20 protein-coding genes are annotated in these 22,316 nt (G+C 34.7%); 11 read left to right on the forward strand and 9 right to left on the reverse strand.

Annotated features, from left to right (window positions below; translation table 11 throughout):
• Positions 1-22: 22 nt before the first annotated feature.
• Positions 23-490, reverse strand: a complete 468-nt coding sequence (locus ACIQ38_RS04110) for an Lrp/AsnC family transcriptional regulator (protein WP_402819608.1) — start codon at positions 488-490, stop codon at positions 23-25.
• Positions 491-751: 261 nt separating this feature from the next.
• Between ACIQ38_RS04110 and ACIQ38_RS04115 the strand changes: the two genes are divergently transcribed.
• The gene (locus ACIQ38_RS04115) at positions 752-1,648 is read left to right on the forward strand and encodes a DMT family transporter (RefSeq protein ID WP_402818364.1); all 897 of its coding nucleotides are present in this window, start codon (positions 752-754) and stop codon (positions 1,646-1,648) included.
• A 116-nt stretch (positions 1,649-1,764) separates the two neighbouring features.
• Here the strand turns inward: ACIQ38_RS04115 and ACIQ38_RS04120 are convergent, their stop codons facing one another.
• Together ACIQ38_RS04120 and ACIQ38_RS04125 are read right to left on the reverse strand one after the other, a co-directional pair.
• The gene (locus ACIQ38_RS04120) at positions 1,765-2,469 is read right to left on the reverse strand and encodes a thermonuclease family protein (RefSeq protein ID WP_402818366.1); all 705 of its coding nucleotides are present in this window, start codon (positions 2,467-2,469) and stop codon (positions 1,765-1,767) included.
• A 111-nt stretch (positions 2,470-2,580) separates the two neighbouring features.
• Complete coding sequence (locus tag ACIQ38_RS04125; RefSeq protein ID WP_402818369.1) at positions 2,581-2,724, reverse strand: hypothetical protein; 144 nt, start codon at positions 2,722-2,724, stop codon at positions 2,581-2,583.
• Between the two features lie 311 nt (positions 2,725-3,035).
• Between ACIQ38_RS04125 and ACIQ38_RS04130 the strand changes: the two genes are divergently transcribed.
• Positions 3,036-4,424, forward strand: coding sequence for an aldehyde dehydrogenase (locus tag ACIQ38_RS04130; protein WP_402818372.1), 1,389 nt, complete (start codon positions 3,036-3,038; stop codon positions 4,422-4,424).
• Between the two features lie 157 nt (positions 4,425-4,581).
• Here the strand turns inward: ACIQ38_RS04130 and ACIQ38_RS04135 are convergent, their stop codons facing one another.
• Complete coding sequence (locus tag ACIQ38_RS04135) at positions 4,582-5,262, reverse strand: phosphopantothenoylcysteine decarboxylase domain-containing protein (RefSeq protein WP_402818374.1); 681 nt, start codon at positions 5,260-5,262, stop codon at positions 4,582-4,584.
• 41 nt (positions 5,263-5,303) lie between these two features.
• A complete protein-coding gene (locus ACIQ38_RS04140; RefSeq protein WP_402818377.1) occupies positions 5,304-6,521 on the reverse strand; it encodes an ATP-binding protein in 1,218 nt (405 codons plus the stop codon).
• Positions 6,522-6,989: 468 nt separating this feature from the next.
• Between ACIQ38_RS04140 and ACIQ38_RS04145 the strand changes: the two genes are divergently transcribed.
• From ACIQ38_RS04145 to ACIQ38_RS04165, 5 genes are all read left to right on the forward strand, one after another.
• Complete coding sequence (locus ACIQ38_RS04145) at positions 6,990-8,039, forward strand: M42 family metallopeptidase (RefSeq protein ID WP_402818380.1); 1,050 nt, start codon at positions 6,990-6,992, stop codon at positions 8,037-8,039.
• Between the two features lie 88 nt (positions 8,040-8,127).
• On the forward strand, positions 8,128-9,702 hold the full coding sequence (locus ACIQ38_RS04150; protein ID WP_402818383.1) for a peptide chain release factor 3: 1,575 nt from the start codon (positions 8,128-8,130) through the stop codon (positions 9,700-9,702).
• Between the two features lie 406 nt (positions 9,703-10,108).
• Positions 10,109-13,183, forward strand: a complete 3,075-nt coding sequence (locus tag ACIQ38_RS04155; RefSeq protein WP_402818385.1) for an efflux RND transporter permease subunit — start codon at positions 10,109-10,111, stop codon at positions 13,181-13,183.
• Positions 13,184-13,743: 560 nt separating this feature from the next.
• Entirely contained in the window at positions 13,744-14,535 is a 792-nt protein-coding gene (locus ACIQ38_RS04160; RefSeq protein ID WP_402818388.1) for a TerC family protein, read from the forward strand.
• A 94-nt stretch (positions 14,536-14,629) separates the two neighbouring features.
• Positions 14,630-15,982, forward strand: a complete 1,353-nt coding sequence (locus ACIQ38_RS04165) for a TrkH family potassium uptake protein (protein WP_402818391.1) — start codon at positions 14,630-14,632, stop codon at positions 15,980-15,982.
• A 653-nt stretch (positions 15,983-16,635) separates the two neighbouring features.
• Here ACIQ38_RS04165 and ACIQ38_RS04170 read toward each other — a convergent pair.
• Complete coding sequence (locus ACIQ38_RS04170; protein WP_402818393.1) at positions 16,636-18,393, reverse strand: B12-binding domain-containing radical SAM protein; 1,758 nt, start codon at positions 18,391-18,393, stop codon at positions 16,636-16,638.
• Between the two features lie 198 nt (positions 18,394-18,591).
• Between ACIQ38_RS04170 and ACIQ38_RS04175 the strand changes: the two genes are divergently transcribed.
• Both ACIQ38_RS04175 and ACIQ38_RS04180 read left to right on the forward strand, forming a co-directional pair.
• Positions 18,592-19,656, forward strand: a complete 1,065-nt coding sequence (locus ACIQ38_RS04175; protein ID WP_402818396.1) for an ATP-binding protein — start codon at positions 18,592-18,594, stop codon at positions 19,654-19,656.
• A 76-nt stretch (positions 19,657-19,732) separates the two neighbouring features.
• Entirely contained in the window at positions 19,733-20,176 is a 444-nt protein-coding gene (locus ACIQ38_RS04180; protein WP_402818399.1) for a MarR family winged helix-turn-helix transcriptional regulator, read from the forward strand.
• Between the two features lie 39 nt (positions 20,177-20,215).
• On the opposite strand, the gene ACIQ38_RS04185 is transcribed toward ACIQ38_RS04180, so the two are convergent.
• The 3 genes from ACIQ38_RS04185 to ACIQ38_RS04195 all read right to left on the reverse strand — a co-directional run bounded on the left by ACIQ38_RS04185 (position 20,216) and on the right by ACIQ38_RS04195 (position 21,753).
• A complete protein-coding gene (locus ACIQ38_RS04185; protein WP_402818402.1) occupies positions 20,216-20,833 on the reverse strand; it encodes a hypothetical protein in 618 nt (205 codons plus the stop codon).
• Positions 20,834-20,887: 54 nt separating this feature from the next.
• Complete coding sequence (locus ACIQ38_RS04190) at positions 20,888-21,499, reverse strand: CPBP family intramembrane glutamic endopeptidase (RefSeq protein WP_402818404.1); 612 nt, start codon at positions 21,497-21,499, stop codon at positions 20,888-20,890.
• Positions 21,500-21,564: 65 nt separating this feature from the next.
• Positions 21,565-21,753 (reverse strand): YkvS family protein, encoded by a 189-nt coding sequence (locus ACIQ38_RS04195; protein WP_402818407.1) that lies wholly within the window; start codon positions 21,751-21,753, stop codon positions 21,565-21,567.
• A gap of 126 nt (positions 21,754-21,879) precedes the next feature.
• On the opposite strand from ACIQ38_RS04195, the gene ACIQ38_RS04200 reads away from it, so the two are divergent.
• Together ACIQ38_RS04200 and ACIQ38_RS04205 are read left to right on the forward strand one after the other, a co-directional pair.
• A complete protein-coding gene (locus ACIQ38_RS04200; RefSeq protein ID WP_402818410.1) occupies positions 21,880-22,068 on the forward strand; it encodes a hypothetical protein in 189 nt (62 codons plus the stop codon).
• A gap of 92 nt (positions 22,069-22,160) precedes the next feature.
• Entirely contained in the window at positions 22,161-22,316 is a 156-nt protein-coding gene (locus ACIQ38_RS04205; protein ID WP_402818413.1) for an aspartyl-phosphate phosphatase Spo0E family protein, read from the forward strand.

Below are 22,316 nucleotides of genomic sequence, written 5' to 3' on the forward strand. Positions count from 1 at the left end.
TCTATAAGACAGATGTTGCAATCTAGAAGCCATTGTTTTCTCGTATAGGTAAGACTGTGGAATATTTAATTTCCCTTAATGCTAAGCTAGTTTGAATGCGTGTAATGCCCAGTGTATTTAACTTTCTTATAAAATTCTCCAATTCTCTGCGGTCTTTGTTTGCCACCTTAAGTAGATAATCATATTCTCCCGTTATGCAATGGCATTCTAAAACTTCTGGCATTGACTCTAATGCTTTCTCCAACACCTTCAGCTGCTCATGTTGATGGATATTTGTACTCATAAAAACAAAGGATAATAAATCATATCCGAGCTTTTCTTGATTTAAAATAACAACATGTCGATTAATATATCCTTCTTTTTCTAGTCTTTTTATCCGTGCATGGGTAGCTGGCGGAGACAGATTAACTCGTTTAGCTATTTCAGAATTACTTATCTGGGCTTCGTTTTGCAGAATATCTAAGATTTGCAAATCCACCTCATCAAGCATTTTACTTATAGATTCCACTGTTTTTTCCTCCTTTATATTCTTCAAATTTTCTCAATAAATTGTGATGAAAAATAAATGTTGTTTTGTAAATGTGATGAATTACTTAATGTTATTTTGAATTTATTCAATTATGCAGAAAAAAAACACCGTTTAGGCATGGAAATGATAAAATTATTAACACTGAATATTTTACTTCATTGCACTATCGCTAGAAGGTAGAGAAATTAAAGCAGTGATAATGGAAGGGATAGAGAAGAAGGAATGCCGATTAAGTATTATGTCTTGCTTTTATTAACTTGTTTGTTTTGGGCAGGAAATTTCGTTGTTAGTAAATCTCTTGTTGAGCATGCGTCACCAATCACCCTGACGACTCTGAGATGGGTGATAGCGGTCGTTTGCCTAGTACCGCTTGTATGGTGGAAGGAAAAGAAGATTCTGCCACCGCGAAATGCTCTACTTTCTTTATTCTTTATGGGAGTAACAGGAGTTGTGCTATTTAACCTTTTGCAATTTTTAGCATTAGAGCATACTACCGCTACAAATGTAGGATTAATATCTACTCTAAATATGATTTCCATCGCTGTCTGCTCTTTTATATTTTTGAAAGAAAAAATTAATTTACTCCAATTCTTTTCAATGATTTTTTCTCTTTTTGGTGTCCTTCTTGTCCTATCGAAAGGGAAACTAGATTACTTGATTTCATTAAATTTTAATACAGGAGATTTATGGATGTTAGCTGCTGTATGTGTATGGGGATTATATACAGTTTGCACCAAATGGGCTATGACGAAAGTTTCGGCTTTGATGTCTACTTTGTATTCCGCTATTTTTGGACTAATTGTTCTCTTGCCTTTTGGTATATCTAATTTTGATGTTTCCAATATAGATGCTTCTTTCTTAGTTGCTATTTCATATACAGGGGTAGTTTCAACAGTTATATGTATGTTGCTTTGGAATATTTGTGTTCAAAAATTAGGTTCAACGACATCCGGAGTTTTTCTAAATTTTAATCCGATATTTACGGCAGTTTTAGCTTTTCTATTCCTTGGAGAACAAATGACTTTGATACAAGCAATGGGTAGCGTTGTCGTCATAACAGGTTGCTATTTATTTTTGTACTTTTCAAAAATAAAATTGAAATATAAAGTAAGTGCATAAATTCGCTTTAATGATCATTGAAGGCATCTTATTTCTAAAATTTTTTAAGCAAGCATCCATTTTGTTTTTTTCAAAATGGATGCTTGCTTAAAGTTTATTTAACAACATTATTTATATTATTGTTGAGCAGGACGGAAACCCGCTTTCACAGCTTCATCTTCCGTACAAAACCATTCTTCCGGTTTAGTTTCCTCATAGTTTTTGCCACTTGGCATATGGTAAATTTTCTTTCCTTGACGATTAATATTCCCTTTTATAAGGCATTTTCCACTTTCTTCGAATAAACTTTTATTGTCTATTACAGCAGCGTTAAATCCTCGATTTGTTACATAGCCTGTTGTCTCCCATACACCAATTTTTTCGTTTTTGGCTATTTCCTCTGCTTTTTCAAATTCATCTATGTATGTTGTATTTGGCGGAAAGACGTAGGCTACCCGTGCCAATCCTTCTTTTAAAAGAGTTTCTTGGACACTGACACCATCCACGTAAATATAGGCAAGCATTCGATTATAATCATCCAATTGTTCTCCTACATCAAATTCAATGGTGACATCTCCGCTATTTAGTAGTTCTTTGTTTCGAGTCTTTGCTGCTTCTCCAAATGGCTGTTTTCCAAGCGTTTGGTGATTCGTCTCAGGGGTATCAATTAGCAAGTATCGTACTTTTTCAACATTTCCCTTATATTTTATTTTGATTGTGTCACCGTCTATAACCTCCATAACTTCAACGGGAATTTGGTTAGTTTGTGTATTTATATCGGTGGAAATTTCTTCACAACCGAATAATATGCAAACGACAATAAGTAAAATCCATTTTTTCATCTTCATCACCTAAAATAAGTTTAACATATAGACAAAGGGGAGAGATTATAATGAAAAATCAGCTTTTCCTTTTTATATGAAGGGAAAGCTGATTTCATGTAGAAAGTATATTCAATTATTACTCTCCGTTTCGTCTAGGTCTTCTTTAAAGTATAAAAACGCTTCTTCGTCTAATTCAGTTAATCGTTCTTTGTTTAGCCCCATTGCAAATGCACCTGTAAAAATTGGTTCCCACCATGTTTCTGTTTCTGTCATGTTCATTTCCTCCTTTAGTTTCCTGTTATCCATTTGACATGTGTATACCCTAACAAGTTTCACAAATAAACTGAATTTCTGAAAGATGAATCAAATATCATACACCAAAAAGTAAGACTTATAGACTAATGGATTGGAATGCATAAAAAAGAATTTCTCTCTACATTAAGAGTATTCCACATTATTTGTTTCTCATGTATCGCGAAAAAAGAATTTTTGCACGCATCCATCGCAATGTAATATTCTTTCTTAATCCAGAAACTAATAGTATGATTCATTAAAAGCCAGTTATACACGAAGGAGATGTTTACATGTATTTTACGGAACAACAATTAGATAAAATAATGAAGGAACATCAAGATTTTTTTAATACCGGTACTACCAAATCAACTAAATTTCGAATGGAACAATTAATGATTTTAAAAAATACGATAAAAAAATATGAAAGAGAAGTTATACAAGCACTTTATCAAGATTTAAGAAAAAGCGAGTTCGAAGCATATACGACTGAAATTGGGTTAGTATACGATAATATTTCATTTATGATCAAACATTTGGCAAAGTGGATGGAACCCAAACAAGTCAAAACACCGATTACACTTATGCCTTCGAAAAGTTTTATCGTGCATGATCCATATGGAACGGTTTTAATTATTGCTCCGTTCAACTATCCTTTTCAATTAGTGATGGAGCCATTGCTAGGAGCTATTGCTGGTGGAAATTGTGCCGTGATAAAACCATCCGAGGCAACTCCGCACACAACAAAGATTGTACAAAAAATAATTGGGGAGGCATTTCATCCGACTTATATTCGAGTAGTGGAAGGAGAGAAAGAAGAAACTTCTATGCTTATACATGCTCCATTTGATTTTATCTTTTTTACGGGCAGTGTGAAAGTTGGAAAAATAGTAATGAAAGCCGCTGCTGAAAGACTGACACCTATTGCACTGGAACTGGGTGGAAAAAGCCCGGCAATTGTTGATCACACTGCGAATTTAGAAGTTGCGGCTAAAAGAATCATTTGGGGGAAACTCATTAATGCAGGTCAAACTTGTATTGCCCCTGATTATGTCGTAGTGGAAGAGAACGTGAAAGAAAAATTTATGGAACTTTTAAAACAAGCTATTTTAAAGTTCTATGGCAAATCAATTCAAAATAGTCCGGATTTCGGTAGAATGGTTCATATAAATCATTTTAATCGTTTACAAGAAATTTTAGCTAAAGAAAAAAATCAAATTATTTTCGGTGGAAAAACAGACAGTGCTGATTTGTATATAGAACCGACTTTACTTACAGGAGTAGATTTTTCAAGTCCTTCTATGGAAGAGGAATTATTTGGTCCAATATTACCGATTATAGGTTATACAGATCTACCAGCTATCATTCATCAAATTCGTAAATTGCCAAAACCACTTGCCGCTTATATGTTTAGTGAGCATGAAGGGGCACAAAATTATTTCTTACAACATCTACCGTTTGGAGGAGGTTGTATAAATGATACAATTTCACATGCGGGAAGTGCTTATTTACCTTTTGGTGGTGTAGGTAATTCTGGAGTACAAGCGTATCATGGGAAAGCTAGCTTTACTTTGTTTACTCACCAAAAATCGATCATGAAAAAAAACACGTCCATCCCTGTTAATATTGTATTTCCTCCATATAAAAATAAAGTGAAATTAGTGAGAGGATTATTAAAATGAAAACGGGCTGATAATTAGAATTCTCTTTTTCAACGTAAACATATAATCAAATAAAAAAACACCGCAAATGCGGTGTTTTTTTATAGCTCAATCCAATGGAATAAGCTTTGCCAACTATTTATTCTCACTATAATATCTATTCGTTGAGGAAGGTTAGTTAGTTTAAATAATCAGCAAGCAAATATATTAAAGCAGTTGCGGTGTCCTTTTTACTAATGTATTTTTGGGGTGCTCGAAATTTTGAAACAATATAATGTTCTGCTTCTTCACCATATAGAGCACCTGATTTATTAGCGACCATAAATTCTGCGCTTGAAGTAGTCATTCGAAGATTTGCCTTTTCTACTAAGTAAGCTAGATCATCTGTATGTTCTAGCTTAAAGCCGACAAGCAATAAGTTAGGATTCCATTTTTTTATTTGTGCTAATATTTTCGGTGCCTTTTTAAAATGAATGATTGGAGGTTCATCACTAGACATTTTTCCTACTTCTGTAATTGGATTTCCTTGTTGGTCTAATACTTTCTCAACAACCCAATCTGAACCGGCAGCTGCCATTATTACAATATCAATATTCTCAGATTGCACGATATTTTTGATTTTTTCTCCTAAATCCTCTATACCTTCAAAAGCAGTTAAACGCATTTTATGATGGTTTTCAGGAAGTTCCGCAAAATATCCGTGTAAATAGATAACCTCTGCTTCTTTATTCAACGCTTCTTCAGCTAAATAACAACCAATTTTTCCTTTTGCTAAATTAGTATGTCCTCTAACATTATCCCATTTTTCAAGTGTTCCTCCACTTGTTATCAATACTTTTTTCCCTTTTAACGAATTCACAAAATCACCTTCTACATAATTACTTATTAGTAACTGTTTATTTATTCTTCCAATGTAAAGGGGAGTTGAATGGTTACAGATGTTCCTGTTTCTATTTCACTTTCGATAAAGATTTTTCCCCCATGATCGGCAATAATCTTCTCAGAAATCATCATACCTAAGCCCGTCCCTTTTTCTTTTGTTGTAAAGAAAGGGGAAAATATATTTTGGAGCGTCTCTTCATCCATCCCAACCCCATTATCTGTAATTTTTATTAGGACGATATTTTCTTGTTCTATCGTACTACAGATTTTTATTTTTCCGTTTTCAGTAATTGCCTCAATTGCATTTTTTATAATATTCGTGAGTACTTGTTTCATTTGAGTTTCTTCTCCAAAAATATATGCGTCACCAGCTGACCACTCGTTGGAGTAGACAATTCCTTTTAAATTCAATTCGGATTGAAATAACATAAGGATATCGTCAAGTGTTGTTTTTAAATGATATTTTTTAGCCGTTGTTAAATGTGGCTTAGCTAAAACTAGGAATTCACTAATAATATAGTTAATGCGTTCGATTTCTTTTTCGATAACCTTTGTATAACTAGAATACGGATATTCCGGATGGTTACCCATCAATTGGACAAATCCTGAGATTGCTGTCATCGGATTGCGAACTTCATGTGCCATCCCTGCTGCTATTTCGCCTGCCATTTTTAGTTTCTCCGATTGTAGTAGTAATTTCTCCGATTCTTTTTTATAGCTTATATCTCTACTTATAACAGATGACGCAATTAATTGACCATCATGATCATAAATAGGTGACAATGTTAGCTCTGCATCAAACAAGGAGCCATCTTTTTTCATCTCTTGCGTTTCTAACAAGCTATAACTTACTCCCTCGTTAATTTCTTTCATTCGAAGCTCGACAATTTCCTTATTATATAGTGGAACGAATTGAATATTTTGACCGATAATCTCCTCTCTTTTCCAACCATATAATTTCTCAAAGGCTGGGTTTACTTCAATTACCTTATTGTTCGTGTCAAACACTGCAATACTGTCTTTTGCATTATCAAAAAATAATTGTAAATATCCTTCTCTCGAGTTTAACTCTTTGCGCATAGATTGATTTTGATCGGAAAGATTTGCCCAATACTTTTTCTCAAATAATGTATTAACAATAGAGGTAGTTATTATTACGATTAAGAGTAAGATAAAGATATTTAAGTCATACAAAGTTAGATTCAAATCATAGGGTGGATTTTGAAAATAAATCAAAAAGTATATTTCCAATAATGTAATAATAAATATGATGACTCGTGGTAAAATAGAGTGGTACAAAATTGAGATATAAACAGGGTATATGAAAAAGAGAATAAAGGAAATTTCCTCACTATAAATGTTTGTAAGCAGGGTATACAAATTTGAGCATATTACGAGTAAATAAGGAGTTATAGCCCCTTTAAAATTACTAAAATAAAGGGACAATAAAATAGCCAAATAGCATAGGATGCTTAATAAAGTGAGCTTTTCTTCAAAACCTCCAAAAATTATTTCTAATATGAAATGTAATGAAGCAAACAAAGCAAATATTATGTAGAAAAGCCTGTTTTGATAAGCGTGAAAATTGTCCATTATGCACCCCTTAGTCAATTATTATTTCCTATAATACCGCAATAAGAGCTTTCTGAATATATCAGAATTTGGTAAGATAAAGAAATGTTTAAAATATAGGAGGAACAATGTATGTCATATATATTTCAAGAAAGAGAAACGGTTTCTTTGTTAAAACAATTAGTGGAAATTCCAAGTCCATCAGGTTATACAAAAGAGATCATGGATTTTATGGAGAATTTATTAAAAGACCTACAAGTTACTTATACTCGAACGAATAAAGGTGCGCTTATCGCTACAATCAAAGGGGAAGACGATTCCAAACATCGACTATTGACGGCTCATACAGATACACTAGGGGCAATGGTAAAGGAAGTTAAATCAAGTGGAAGATTAAAACTTTCCATGATCGGTGGTTTCAATTGGAATGCTGTAGAAGGAGAATACTGCACAATTCATACAGCGAGTGGGAAAAAAATTCGTGGAACGATTTTAATGCATCAAACTACTGTGCATGTCTATAAAAATGCTGGTGCTTTACCAAGAGATGAACAAAATATGGAAATTCGAGTTGATGAAAAAGTAACGAATGCGGAAGGTACACGAAAACTTGGAATTGAAGTAGGTGATTTTGTCTCATTTGATCCTCGTTTTGAAGAGACGGACACTGGATTTATCAAGTCTCGCCATTTAGATGATAAAGCAAGTACTGCTCTACTACTTCAACTGATTAAAACATTAAAAGAAAATAATATAGTGCTACCACATACTACCCATTTTTATATTTCTAACAATGAAGAAATCGGATACGGTGGAAATTCAAACATCCCTGAGCAAACAGTAGAATATATCGCTGTAGATATGGGGGCAATTGGCGATGGTCAAACATCCGATGAATATACTGTTTCTATTTGTGCAAAGGATTCATCAGGACCATATCATTATGAATTGACTCGTCAATTAGTTGAGCTTTCGAAGCGGGAAAATATTGACTATAAATTAGATATTTACCCTAATTACGGTTCCGATGCATCTGCTGCTATCCGAGCTGGATTTGATGTGAAGCATGCATTATTTGGACCGGGGATTGAGGCTTCCCATGCCTACGAGCGTACCCATATAGATTCACTAAAAAATACAGCAGAGCTTTTATACGCATATGTAAACTCAAAAATAAGTTAAGAATCGGGTCAAACCGATTCTTTTTTACTTGTTTTTTTTGCCTTAAATCCATATGATAAATAAGTGAATAAGAAGGAGATATAACAGAATGGACATAAAAACACAAGATGAAATATTAAAAAGAAGAACCTTTGCAATAATTTCCCACCCGGATGCTGGTAAAACAACTATTACGGAAAAGCTTTTATATTTTGGTGGAGCAATTCGTGATGCAGGAACAGTAAAAGGAAAGAAATCAGGGAAATTTGCAACGTCTGACTGGATGGAAATTGAGAAGCAACGTGGTATTTCCGTTACATCATCCGTAATGCAATTCGATTTTAATGATTGCCGGATTAATATATTAGATACACCTGGGCACCAAGACTTCAGTGAAGACACATATCGTACATTAATGGCCGTGGATAGTGCTGTAATGATTGTCGATGCTGCCAAAGGGATAGAAGCACAAACGTTAAAGCTTTTTAAAGTTTGTCGTATGCGTGGAATTCCGATTTTCACATTCATTAACAAGCTTGACCGCCAAGGGAAAGAGCCACTAGAGCTAATGGAAGAGTTAGAAGAAGTACTAGGGATTCAGTCTTACGCGATGAACTGGCCAATCGGTATGGGTAAAGAGTTTTTAGGAATCTATGATCGCTATAATAACCGAATCGAGCAATTCCGTACAGATGAATCTGAACGATTCCTACCATTAGATGAAGAAGGGGAATTAGCAGTCGATCATTCCATGAAACAAACTTCCTATTATACACAAGCAATGGAAGATATTATGCTTTTGAATGAAGCAGGAAATGATTTTGATAAAGAAAAAGTACTTGCGGGGGATTTAACACCGGTATTTTTTGGAAGTGCTCTAACAAATTTCGGAGTACAAACATTTTTAGAAACATACTTACAATTTGCACCGACGCCTCAACCTCGCAGTACGGACAATGAGGAAGAAGTTAATCCTTTAAATGAAGAGTTTTCAGGTTTCATTTTCAAAATTCAAGCGAATATGAATCCTGCTCACCGAGATCGTATTGCATTCGTTCGAATTGTTTCTGGTAAATTTGAAAGAGGCATGACAATAACGCTCGCACGTACAGGGAAAACGTTTAAAGTAACACAATCCACTCAATTTTTAGCGGATGACCGTGAAACAGTCGAAACAGCTGTAGCGGGAGATATTATCGGACTTTACGATGTTGGTAACTATCAAATCGGAGATACAGTAGTAGGTGGGAAAAAAGCATTTAATTATGAGGCGCTTCCACAATTTACACCTGAGTTATTCGTTAAGGTTACAGCGAAAAACGTATTGAAATCGAAGCACTTCCACAAAGGGATCTTACAATTAGTGCAAGAAGGTGCGATCCAATATTACAAAACGCTTCACACCGAAGAAGTTATTTTAGGAGCAGTTGGACAGCTGCAGTTTGAAGTGTTCGAGCATCGTATGAAAAATGAATACAACGTAGAAGTTCGTATGGAGCCAATCGGATCAAAAGTAGCCCGCTGGATCGAAAACGAAGAAGATGTAAAAGAGTCCATGACTGGTCCAAGAAGTATGCTAGTTAAAGATCGCTATGATAATTATGTATTCTTATTTGAAAATGAGTTTGCAACACGTTGGTTCCAAGATAAATATGAGCATATAAAATTGTATAATCTACTGTAAGTAATAAGGCTGCCTTCTAGGAGGTAGTCTTTTTTATGTAATTGGATGGGGGAGTGTTACCAATCGCAAGATAGACTTTTAGAATCGCAAAATACTCATTGATAATCACAAGATCCACTTTAGGAAACGCAAAATAGACTCCCTGAATCGCAAGATCCGCCCTCAGAATCGCAAGATATCGTCAAATCGCAAGATATCCCACTAGAATCGCAAGATACCCAGTGAGAATCACAAGATCCACTTTCGGAATCGCAAAATAGACTCTCTTAATCGCAAGATGACCTCCCAAAACCGCAAGATCCACTCTACAAACAAAATCCATCTTCATTTTTTATCCATAATAAATTTGAACTCTTTCTTTCCAAAGCATATGATAGTAATAGCAAATAAGAAGGTGGACGTGCGAATGAATATAAGTAATTTCTCCATAAAAAGACCAGTATTTACAACTGTTATTATGTTCTTGATTATCATTTTAGGTGGAGTTTCTTTTTTCAAAATACCAACCACACTTATACCTAATTTGAATCCTCCAGTAGCGGTTGTTGTGACGAGTTATCCTGGGGCAAGTCCAGTCGAAGTGAATGAAAAAATTACAAAGCCACTTGAAACTTCGTTAAGTACGTTGCCCGGGATTAAATCGATAAAAAGCACTTCTCAGGAAAGTGCCAATTTTATCTTACTGGAATTTGAATGGTCTACTAACATGGACGACGTCGAGCTGAATGTGATGCAACGTCTAGATATGACGGTATTGCCAGAGGATGCTGCAAAGCCACAGTTTTTAAAGTTTGATCCTGCCCAATTTCCAGTAATTCAACTAGCCTTAAGTGGTACGAGTTCGGGTGAAGATATTCGTTTAGTAGCTGAAAGACTTGAAAAAGATCTCATTAGCACGGAAGGTGTAGCGAGTGTTAATGTATCTGGTGCCATTATAGAAGAAGTGCAAATACAGCTGAATCAGCCTGCTTTAGAAGAAAAAGGGCTAACTCAGTCAGACATTGTACAACTAATTCGAGCAAATAATGTATCGCTTCCTGGAAACCCAATTGAAACGGCAGATAAAAAAACTCTGACAACTCGAATTGTTAGCACACTGACAACGGTCGATGACATAAAAAACTTAGTTATTACTGTAAATCCGCTTGATGGAAAAAAAGTAACGATCGCGGATGTTGCTACAGTCGAGTTAACCGAACGAGCGCAAAATTCGGATACGAGAGCGAATGATGAACCAGCCGTTCTACTTTCTGTTTTTCAAGAATCTAGTGCAAATACTGCCAGTGTTTCCAAAGCATTTCAACAAGCGTTGGACGTGCAGCTAGCAAAAGAGTCTTACAAGGACATAAAAGCAAATATTTTATTTGACCAAGGAGATTATGTAAAGGGAGCGGTCGACAATATTGGGACTAGCCTTATTTCAGGGGCAGTTTTGGCGATGTTTGTATTATTTGTTTTTTTAAGAGGTATTAAGAGCCCAATTATTATAGGTGTCGCTATTCCATATTCCGTCATTGTGACATTTGTTTTAATTTACTTTGCTGGTTTCACCTTAAATATTATGACATTAGGTGCATTAGCACTTGGTATAGGAATGTTGGTAGACAATTCTATAGTGGTAATTGAAAATATCGAAAGGCATTTAGGATTAGGTAAGAAACCAAAAGAGGCAGCTTTAATTGGGACGAAAGAGATTGCTAGTGCAATCTTTGCTTCTACTTTAACGACGGTAGCAGTTTTTGTACCAGTTTTATTTTTATCTGGCTTAATAGGTCAAATTTTCAAGGAATTTGCTTTAACTATTTCGTTTAGTTTGTTTGCTTCTTTAGTTGTGGCACTAACAGTAGTTCCGATGATGGCTAGTAGAATGTTAAAAAAATCAAAAGGAAATTTAGAAGCGAAAAGACGTCGGTCGAAGGCATATAATAATTTCGAGCGATCCGTCAAATGGGCATTATCCCACCGTGCAATTATTCTTTCGATGACCGTTCTTTTATTAGTTACTTCTACATTTGGATTATTCCGTATAGGCACAGAATTTTTACCTGCAACGGACGAAGGTTTTGTAACCATTGTAGTGAGGCTAGAAAATGGGGCTACTTTAGCTGCTACAGATGAAGTAGTAAAAAGTATAGAGCAACAATTACAAAAAGAAAGTGATGTGGAAGTTTACGTAAGTTTTGTCGGAGGCAATCAAGAAGGTCAATCAAGAGGGACTTCGATGTCCAATAGAGCGGAAATATACGTAAAAATGATTCCTTTAGAAAAAAGAAAACGTTCAATTTTTGCATTTGTTGATGAAGTGCAGCCCAAAGTAAAAGAAATCGCCGGAGAAAATGTGGAAGTGAACTTTAATATGCAAACTGCAGCAGGTTCAGCTCCAAATTCCATTTCTTTTACAATTTCTTCAGTAGACAATGAACATCTTACTAACGCAGTTCAAGCAATTACAAATGAAGTTGAAAAAATGCCCGGTGTCACTAGTTTTAGAAACGATTTAACGGAAACAATCGAGGAAGTACAAATTACTATTAAACGAGACGCTGCAACAGAATATGGATTTGCGCCGATTCAAATCGCACAAACGGTCAATAATGTAACAAGAGGAGCATTTGCAACGCAAATAATTTCGGAACAAGAAGATGTATATGGTGTTTATGTCCAATATGATGAAGCATTTCGAAGCAGTGTCGACCAATTGAAACAGTTGAAGCTTAGAACTCCTTCAGGCCAATATATAACCTTACAAGATGTGGCGGATATTGAAATTGCAGAAGGTCCATTAACGATTAGACGGGTGGACCAAGCGGGAGCAGTTACTTTTACGATTAAGTATGAAGCGACATATTCTTTAGGAGCAATGTCTGATATGGTGGATGAAGCGATTGATGATGCTGCCCTTGCTGATAATGTAATCGTCTCTTTTGGCGGCGATAGAGAGTTATTGGATAATGCGAAAGATGATATGATTTTGGCTGTTTTATTGGCAGTTGTATTAGTTTATATCGTTATGGCAGCCCAGTTTGAATCATATAAATATCCATTTGTTATTATGTTTACAGTACCGCTAATTACAATTGGCATATTCATTGGTCTATTTGCTACGGCTACTCCAATAAGTATTTCAGCAGTTATTGGTATTTTAATATTAGTGGGCATTGTCGTGAATAACGGAATTGTGTTAGTGGATTATATAAATCTGCGAAAAGCAGAAGGTATGGGATCGTATGATGCAATTACAACATCGGTAAAAGACAGAGTTCGTCCTATATTAATGACTGCGTTGACGACCATTTTAGGATTAGTTCCGCTCGCTTTAGGGATTGGCGAAGGAACGGAAATCAATCAACCGATGGGTATAACCGTTATCGGTGGTCTCATCAGTTCGACGTTTTTAACATTATATGTTGTACCTGTGATTTACAGTTTATTTGATAAAGAAACGAGAAAAAAGGCTTCAACTATTACAAATGTGGATTAACTAAAAGTTAAAAGTAAAATTTTATTAACTTGGTGATAAAACATTAGGTGCTTATGAATTGCTTAAAACGAGTTCTATACCATTACCGGTACTTCTTGGAACAAAAGGGATGCGACTTTTTCCCATCCCTTTCGTATTATTTCGTTAATCGTATGGTAGTCGTTCGTACATCGCACTGCAATAGCTGAGTATCTAAAGTGCCTAAGCTTTTGAAATAAAAGAATAACCACTTTCCTATTTATACAGTAAGCAGCCAAAGATGCAATTTTTCCACTTTCCTTGTGTAATCTTAGTGGAGTAAGTTGGTTAATCAAAAATCCCATCTTACAATTAAGTAATATATGTTTACAAATGGAAAAATGGTCTGTATAATGAATATCATAATAGAATACACTTTTGACGTACGTCAAAGGGGAGTAGCTATAGGGAAACCTATTTCATAGTCGTCATTACATGGCTTTTGCCATCGGTTATGATAGCAATTATTAAATTTGCTTAGCAAGACCTTTGCCTTTTTTTAGGCAAGGGTCTTTTTATTTGCAAAAAAGAGGAGGATATTGATGGATTTAGGAATTTTGTTAGAGTATGGTTGGGTATTACTTGTACTAGTTGGGCTAGAAGGATTACTTGCAGCCGATAATGCAGTCGTAATGGCTGTTATGGTAAAACACTTACCAAAAGATAAGCAGAAAAAAGCGTTATTTTATGGATTACTTGGTGCGTTTGTCTTTAGATTTTTAGCGTTATTTATGATTACTTTCTTAGTGAACATTTGGCAAGTTCAAGCAATCGGTGCAGCTTACTTGTTATTCATCTCCATTAAGCATATTTACGATCAACGGAAGAGTAATGATGACGATGAATCCAATAGTTTGGAACAAGAAGGTCAAGGAAAAGAGAAAAAAGGTTCTGGTTTCTGGATGACGGTTTTAAAAGTAGAGCTAGCGGATATCGCTTTCGCAATTGACTCTATGCTTGCAGCAGTTGCGATTGCCGTTACATTACCACATGTAAGTAATTACGATATTGGCGGTATTAATGCAGGGCAATTCGCTGTTATGTTCTTTGGTGGTGTAATAGGGCTTATTATTATGCGTTTTGCGGCACATAAATTTGTTCAATTATTAGAAAAGTATCCTACACTTGAAACAGCAGCATTCTTGATTGTTGGATGGGTAGGGGTTAAACTTGCAGTATTAACACTTTCACATCCAGGTGTTGGCATACTAGATGAGCATTTCCCACATTCAACAGTATGGAGTATTATATTCTGGACAGTCCTATTTGTAATTGCAATTGGTGGTTATGTACTAGGAGTAGCTAAATATAAAAATGGGCCAGCAAGTAAATAATATATAAAGCATAAAAAGATAGTTTTAACTATCTTTTTATGCTTTTTTTTTCTACAATGGGTTAACAAAGAAAGTCTGAAAGGAACTATTATGTATGAAACACTCACCACTAAAACTTAAAACTAAATTTACTCCTGCTCAAGCTATCGTAACCTATTATTTTATCGCAATTGCTGTCTCCGTCATGCTGCTTAGTTTACCGGGGGTTCATAGACCAGGGGTATCAGTAAACTTTATAGATAGTCTTTTTACAGCAGTAAGTGCAGTAAGTGTTACTGGACTTACAACGATTAGTATTTCAGATACATACAGTGTGTTCGGATATATTGTGATTATTTTTATTTTACAACTTGGTGGCATCGGAATAATGTCATTGGGAACTTTTATTTGGCTTATTTCCGGTAAAAAAATCGGTTTGAGAGAAAGACAACTCATTATGGTCGATCATAACCAGCCTACTTTGTCAGGAGTCGTTCACTTAATAAGAGAAATTGTAAAACTGCTTTTAGTTATACAATTAATCGGGGCAATTTTATTAACATTATATTTTACCCAGTATTTTGATTCGTTTCAGGAAGCAATGATGCAGGGGATTTTTACTTCGGTATCGGCAACTACGAATGCTGGGCTAGATATTACAGGGCAATCTTTACGGCCATATCATAATGATTACTTCATCCAAATTATTACGAGCTTTTTAATCATTTTTGGTGCTATTGGCTTTCCGGTTCTAATAGAAGTAAAAACATTTTTGAAAAATAAAAATAAAAATTTTCGTTTTTCACTATTTACTAAGCTTACTACGATCACATATGGTATTCTCTTACTATTTGGAACGATTATGATTTTCTTACTAGAAATGTTCCACTCTTTTCAAGAAATGTCGTGGCATGAAAAGTTTTTTACTGCCTTTTTTCACTCTGTTTCGACAAGGTCGGCAGGACTTACTACGATGGACATAACGAGTTTTAACGAGGGAACGGAATTTTTGATGAGTGCGCTCATGTTTATCGGAGCTTCTCCAAGTTCTGTTGGTGGAGGAATACGTACAACGACTTTTGCGGTTGCATTATTGTTTTTGATCAATTTCTCAAGAGGAAAAGACAGTATTCAAATTTTTAACCGAGAAATACAATTAATTGATGTTTTCCGGGCGTTTGCGGTAATTACACTCGCATTAATAATGGTATTTGTAGCTACTATTTTACTGTCGGTTACAGAACCTGATATACCGGTTACCTCTCTAATATTTGAAATTACTTCTGCTTTTGGAACTTGCGGTATGTCGCTAGGAATAACAAGTGAGTTGTCGGATATAGGTAAAGTAACAATGATGGTGCTTATGTTTATCGGTCGGGTAGGCATGCTCTCTTTCTTGTTTTCACTAGGAGGAAAAAGTAATAAAACCAAGTATCAATTCCCTAAAGAACGCGTAATTATTGGGTAAAAAAACAACCGAGCCAACAGTCCTTTAATGGGATGAGTTGCTCGGTTGTTTTAGAGTAAGAAAAGATACCATTTCCGTTGATTTGCTAATTTCTATCATTATAAATTCACCACATATGCGCAAGTATCTCATTTTTCATTTGTACATTTTAGGTTGGTTTTGGACGAAATAATTATTACAACATTACCGGTGGCTTAGTGTAGCTTAAAGTGATTGCCAATGAAAGGCGGAAATATGAAAGAGAAGGACTGAGCAGCCAAAATTGCATCTTTGGCTGCTTTTATATGAATAGGAAAGTGGCTATTCTTTTGTCCTTAAAAGCTTTGGCACTTTGATTCCACCTGCTTTTGGAGTGCGATGGAAGAACGATTGCCACACGATTACCGAAAAAAATGTGCAGGGATGCGACGAAGTCGCATCCCTGCACATAAAGAAGTCTCGATAATGGTGTAGAACTCACTTTCATTCAAAGAACTCCAAAAGCATCTATACATAGAGTGCCTTTTGAGTTGTCGCAAATATAATAAACAATTTAATGGATGACTTTAATTGATCAACGGTTGACTTCACATCTCTTATTTATAGCTTACCTCATAATGATATAGCCAATATACTTTTCAAAGAAGGCTAGAAACAATGAAGACAAGATGCACTTAAAGTATACTCTGCACTTTACTAAGTTCAACCATCGAAAAATGTGCAGTTTCACTTTTACCGAAAGTAGTTAGTAAATAACCATCTTTTTCCTTTATGATTCCATCTTTATAAGCTTCTACACAAATAGAAATAGGGGTAATAAACGTTTGCTTATATAACTCGCGCTCGTTTAACTTGAACGAAACAAACTCATCTCCAGCAATTGAAGGATTATCTACTAGTTGCTTGTATATTGCAGATTGTTTTTCTTTATCCATATCATTTTCCCACCAAGGTTTACGCGGTTGGAATTTTTGTTTCGATAAATAATCAAGTTTCATCACACTTTGAATCGTTTGCAAAGGAATATTTTCTTGATCTTGTAAATAGGAGAATAAACGAGTATACAAATCTTCTAGCTGATGCCCAATTTTAGACCAGTTTCTTTCTTCCCAAAATGTCCCGAATTGTTGAAAAAAGTCGAATGGCGTCTCAAATACATAAGCGAATAAATATTCAAGTGTATTATCCATTCGATGTGCATTCCAATATTTTTCTAGCACATCTTCTACTTGTTTAATACGAAGTATATCTTCGAACGTTAAAACATTATTAGAAAAGATTTCATAAGGTGCTTGATCGACATAAACATAACCATATTTTTTCGCTTCTACACGTAAACCTGTACCACGAAGGAGTTTTAAAAATCCAAGTTGCAGTTCTTCTGGTCTCATATCGAATACTTCATTAAAAGTATTTCTAAACGAATCATAATCTTCCTCAGGTAATCCGGCTATTAAGTCTAGGTGTTGATCTATTTTTCCACCACTTTTCACCATCGTGACAGTGCGTTGCAACTTTTCAAAATTCTGTCTACGTTTTACTAGCTCATTTGTTAAATCATTTGTAGATTGAACTCCAATTTCGAAACGGAAAAGTCCAGCAGGTGCATTGTCATTTAAAAATTGGATAACTTCCGGACGCATAATATCTGCAGTTATTTCAAACTGAAACACCACACCAGGTAAATGTTCATCAATGAGGAATTGGAACATTTCCATCGCATAACTCCGACTAATATTAAATGTTCTGTCAACAAACTTGATTGTTTTTGCGCCATTTGCCATTAAGAAGCGAATATCTTCTTTTACTTTATCTCGATTAAAATAACGAACGCCAACTTCTATAGAGGACAAACAAAATTGGCAAGAAAATGGGCAACCGCGACTTGTTTCAATATATATAACCCGCTTTGATAAGTTTGGAAGATCTTCTGTAAAACGAAATGGTGAAGGTGATTCTCGTAAATCTAATTTCGGTGGTAGCGGATTAAGCATAAATTTGTCGTCTTGTACATAAGCTACACCAGGAACATCATTTAGCGGTTGCTTATTATGTAAGAAGTTTAACAACTCTTTAAATGCATGTTCGCCTTCTCCAACTACAATATAGTCAATTTCTTTTACTTGACGTAACCATATGTTTGTATCGTATGAAACTTCGGGGCCGCCTAAAATGATTGTGATAGAGGGATCTACAGTTTTTAACATTTTAATTACTTTAATCGTCTCTTCAATGTTCCAGATATAACAGCTGAATCCAACTATATCCGGCTTTTTTTGATATAGATCTGCTACAATATTATAAGTAGGATCTTTAATCGTATATTCGACTATAAGGGGGGAATATTCAGGTTCAGCGTAGGCTTTTAAGCAGCGTAATGCTAAATTTGTGTGAATGAATTTCGCATTCAGCGTAGTTAAAATTATATTCATTATTCATAACTCCTTCTTTTGTATAATCATTGTAACAGTGAAATTGCATGTCGACAATATAGGTGAAAAGTATCATATCAAAAACATAGATGATATGAAATAATCAGAATTAATGAATATTTCGGTGTTTTTCGTTTTGCAATTTTCATTGTTTAGTATTTATCAATTTTATGAAATTCATTCGCTATGAGAGGTTTGGTGAAGTTTGTGCTAGTGGAGTATGAATACAGACAAAAATTCGAACATATATTTCAGTTTTTTTCAAATGGTCTACTTTTTGTTGATAAACAAGGAATAGTGATAGAAATGAATGCACAAGTAGAGGAAATATTACAAATAGATAAAAATCGAGTGATTGGCTTTAGTGCTTTGAAGATTTTGGACTTGTTTGTAGATTCATACGAAAGTAAAAAGGCCTTCGTTGCAGAAATTATTCGTTTTGGTCATGCGGAGCTTTTCAGCGAAATTCGAACTTTTTTAGGTGAATTAAAATATATTCATATAAAAGTATCCAAACAGGAAGACACCAATATATACTTGACGGAAATTCATGACGAATCTGAAAAGATTCAGATGAAAAAACGATTAAATCATACGGAATCATTAAGTACAATCGGTCAATTAGCTGCAAGCATAGCGCATGAAATACGCAATCCAATGACATCATTAAAAGGGTTTACACAATTGCTGCAACAAACAACGAATGAGGATGGTAAAAGGTATTTAGCGGTCATTAACGATGAAATAAAACGCATGGAAGAAATTTTAACCGAGTTTTTAGAAGTGTCCAAACCAACGAGTAATAAATTTGAGTACTTCGATTTACAAGTATTATTATTAGAAGTGGTTAATTTTATGGCGCCACAGGCACTATTAAAAAATATAGAAGTAATCCTCGATCCAGAAACAGAAAGCTTAAGCAATTTTTGGGGAGATCGAAATTTAATTAAACAAGTTTTTATGAATTCAATTAAAAATGCCATTGAAGCAATGCCAAAAGGTGGCAAAATAAATATAAAGGTATCGTATACTGAAAAGAAAGATGTTTGTGTTGAGATAAAAGACCAAGGTCAAGGAATTGAAAAGGACAAACTAGATAAAATATTCGAACCGTTTTTTACAACAAAGTCCACAGGGACAGGGCTTGGGTTGTCACATAGCATTCAAGTCATCCGATCTCATGGGGGAACAATTGAAGTAGAAAGCGAAGAAGGAGTAGGAACTAGCTTTAAATTCATACTTCCACTACGGAAAGAGATTTAATCCTATTTTGACAAGAACATAGGATAACCTATATAATGATAGCTAATGTCAATTTTATAGGTGAGGATGACTAAGAATGACAAATGAACAACCGAACAATGCATTAAAGCTTTTTGTTGTATTGTCTCGTGCACATAAAGTAATTCATGAATGTACCAATCAGTTTTTTCAAGAAAATGGATTAAACCCGACAGAATTTGCGGTGTTAGAACTTCTCTATCATAAAGGAAAACAGCCACTTCAACAAATTGGTAATAAAATCTTGCTAGCAAGTGGTTCGATTACCTATGTAGTAGATAAATTAGAAGGACGAGGGTATATAACTCGCGTTTCCAGTGATACTGATCGACGTGTTACATATGCGGAAATCACAGATGAGGGTACAACATTTATGGACGAACTTTTCCCAAGACATGAGCAACAACTGAAACAATTGATGGATGTTTTATCGGAAGAAGAAAAGGAACAAGTGATAGAACTTCTAAAGAAATTAGGATTATCTATTAAGAACCTTTCTTAATAAACTAAAAAACTTCGAGCCAGTTAAGGCCCGAAGTTTTTATTTGGCTTGAATGGTTGAAGCCATTTGTACAAAGTTCTGAACGGCTGGTGTTTCTGTTGTATCAAAAACAGTAAGCTTTACAAGTAATCCTTCTCGCTCAAATGTATAGCCAATTACTTTTCCATCTGGCGTATCTATTTGATAAGCATTCATATGTTCAATAGATTCGTTTGTTGGTATTAGGTTTTGATCCGTAATTTCTTCTACTGTTCCATTATCGTTGGAAGCTTGCAATGTATCCATTAAGTTTTTTGTTAGGTCCTCGAGTGTTGTATCGTCTGTACTAAATGTCTCGATTCGCATGGACTGTAGATCATTTTCTTGATTGAATAGTAAATCTTTATTTGGCTCTTCAGCAGTTAGTTCAAAGCCATCTATTACTGTAATCATATAATTTTGTGTTTCACTTTGAACTTGAGTACCTTCAAGCTCTACTTCTGGTAAAGTCACACTGTCCGTTTCACCTTCAGCTTGAGTCTCTTCTTGGATATTTTCAGTATTGTCAGTTTGTGTTTGTGACTCCGGCTCTGTAATGTCATTTGCGGTGTCCGTTCCACAAGCTGCAAGTAAGATTGTTAGTAAAAGAATGGAAAGTAACGTATAGATTTTTTTCACATTGATTCAGCTCCTTTTTCAAATAGACGTTTTAGTTGTAATAATGTTTCTTTTTCAAGTAAATGGTATTACTAGAAAAAGTAGTATGAGCATCGTAATATGAGCTAAAATAATTAGCGGCATACTTTTTTTCCATTCGTATAAAAAGCCGAAAACAAGGCTGACGATGAAGGCCGCTAGTACTCCTAACCAAAATCCGCTAATAGCAAATGACATACTAAATAATGCTGCAGCTACTGTAATAGCAAATACCGGCGGAAGATATTTTTTGAGTTGTTGTTGGATAAAACCTCTCCAAAAAATTTCTTCACCTGGTGCAATGATAAATAAAAGTAGCAAGTAATGCCATATGGATGAAGGCCCAAATTTATGGATAAAAGAATTGATACTTTTGGTAGACATAAATGGAGTAAGGTCGATCAGTTTATAACCAATAAATAAAAGGGCATATGTAAGCGCTCCGAAAGCTATACTGAGGATGAGGTAGTGAAATGTATTTAGTTCATCTTCTATTTTAGCGGAATAATAAGCAAGTGACATAAGGAATAAAGTTGTAAAGGCATAAAAGTACCAAAATACTTTTACATTTGAAAAGGTTAGCCAAGCAAAGGCATAAGCAAAAATAAGGGGAATTATTAATTGTATAATTGGTATTTTTCGTAACATATAAAGCACATCCTAACTATAATTCAAAAGCCGTTCTTCTTAAAGTGAGAGGAACGGCATGACGTTTAATCTTCATTACTATATAATATTTTATAACGCTTGTGATTAATCACAGTTTTTTCTTCCATTTCTAGCTCATTAAAATTCTCCATGAATGTCAAATTGACAATAACAGAGTTTTCATTCACTTTTTCAACAATACCTTGCAAACCATCTTTAAATTCAACAATATTACCAACTTCAGCTATTTTCATAGATTGTTCCATCCCCTTTTAGAACTTAATACAATACAGTTTGCCCTAAAATGAGGTAGACGTAAAGTATTTTAACCAAAAGTATTGAAAGTATACATGATTAGTAAACAGAAAGGAATGCTTTAGATGAATTCATATGAAGAAAAATTGAATATGTTACAAAGTGGTGACATTGAAATATTAACAATTTCCAAAGGAGATTTTTTATCATTTCGAGAAGTATTAGTTAACAGGGAAGATTTTAAACATTTTTCTGGAAAAGCAACGCAAGGCGGAGAAATAATTTATACGTATTTACGTGTCGCTAGAAGCTAACTTGTTCCTAGTCGCCCGAAAAGCAAATGTTTAGAGAGAATATACAGAAGGTATACTGCAATATATGTACATTTTGTAAAGGGGCGTTTTAAATGGTGGAAGAGCTATTAAAAGAATTAGAATTGACAAGAGAGAAAATGATTCAGGCTGCTTTAGAAAAAGGAGTTTCTCATAAAGAAACGATTAACCTTAGTAAAGAGCTTGATAGACTTTTAAATGAGTATGATACAAATGGAAAATCAAAATAG

The organism is Psychrobacillus sp. NPDC096389 (assembly GCF_044762855.1).
In the GTDB taxonomy this organism is placed as follows: Bacteria; Bacillota; Bacilli; order Bacillales_A; family Planococcaceae; genus Psychrobacillus.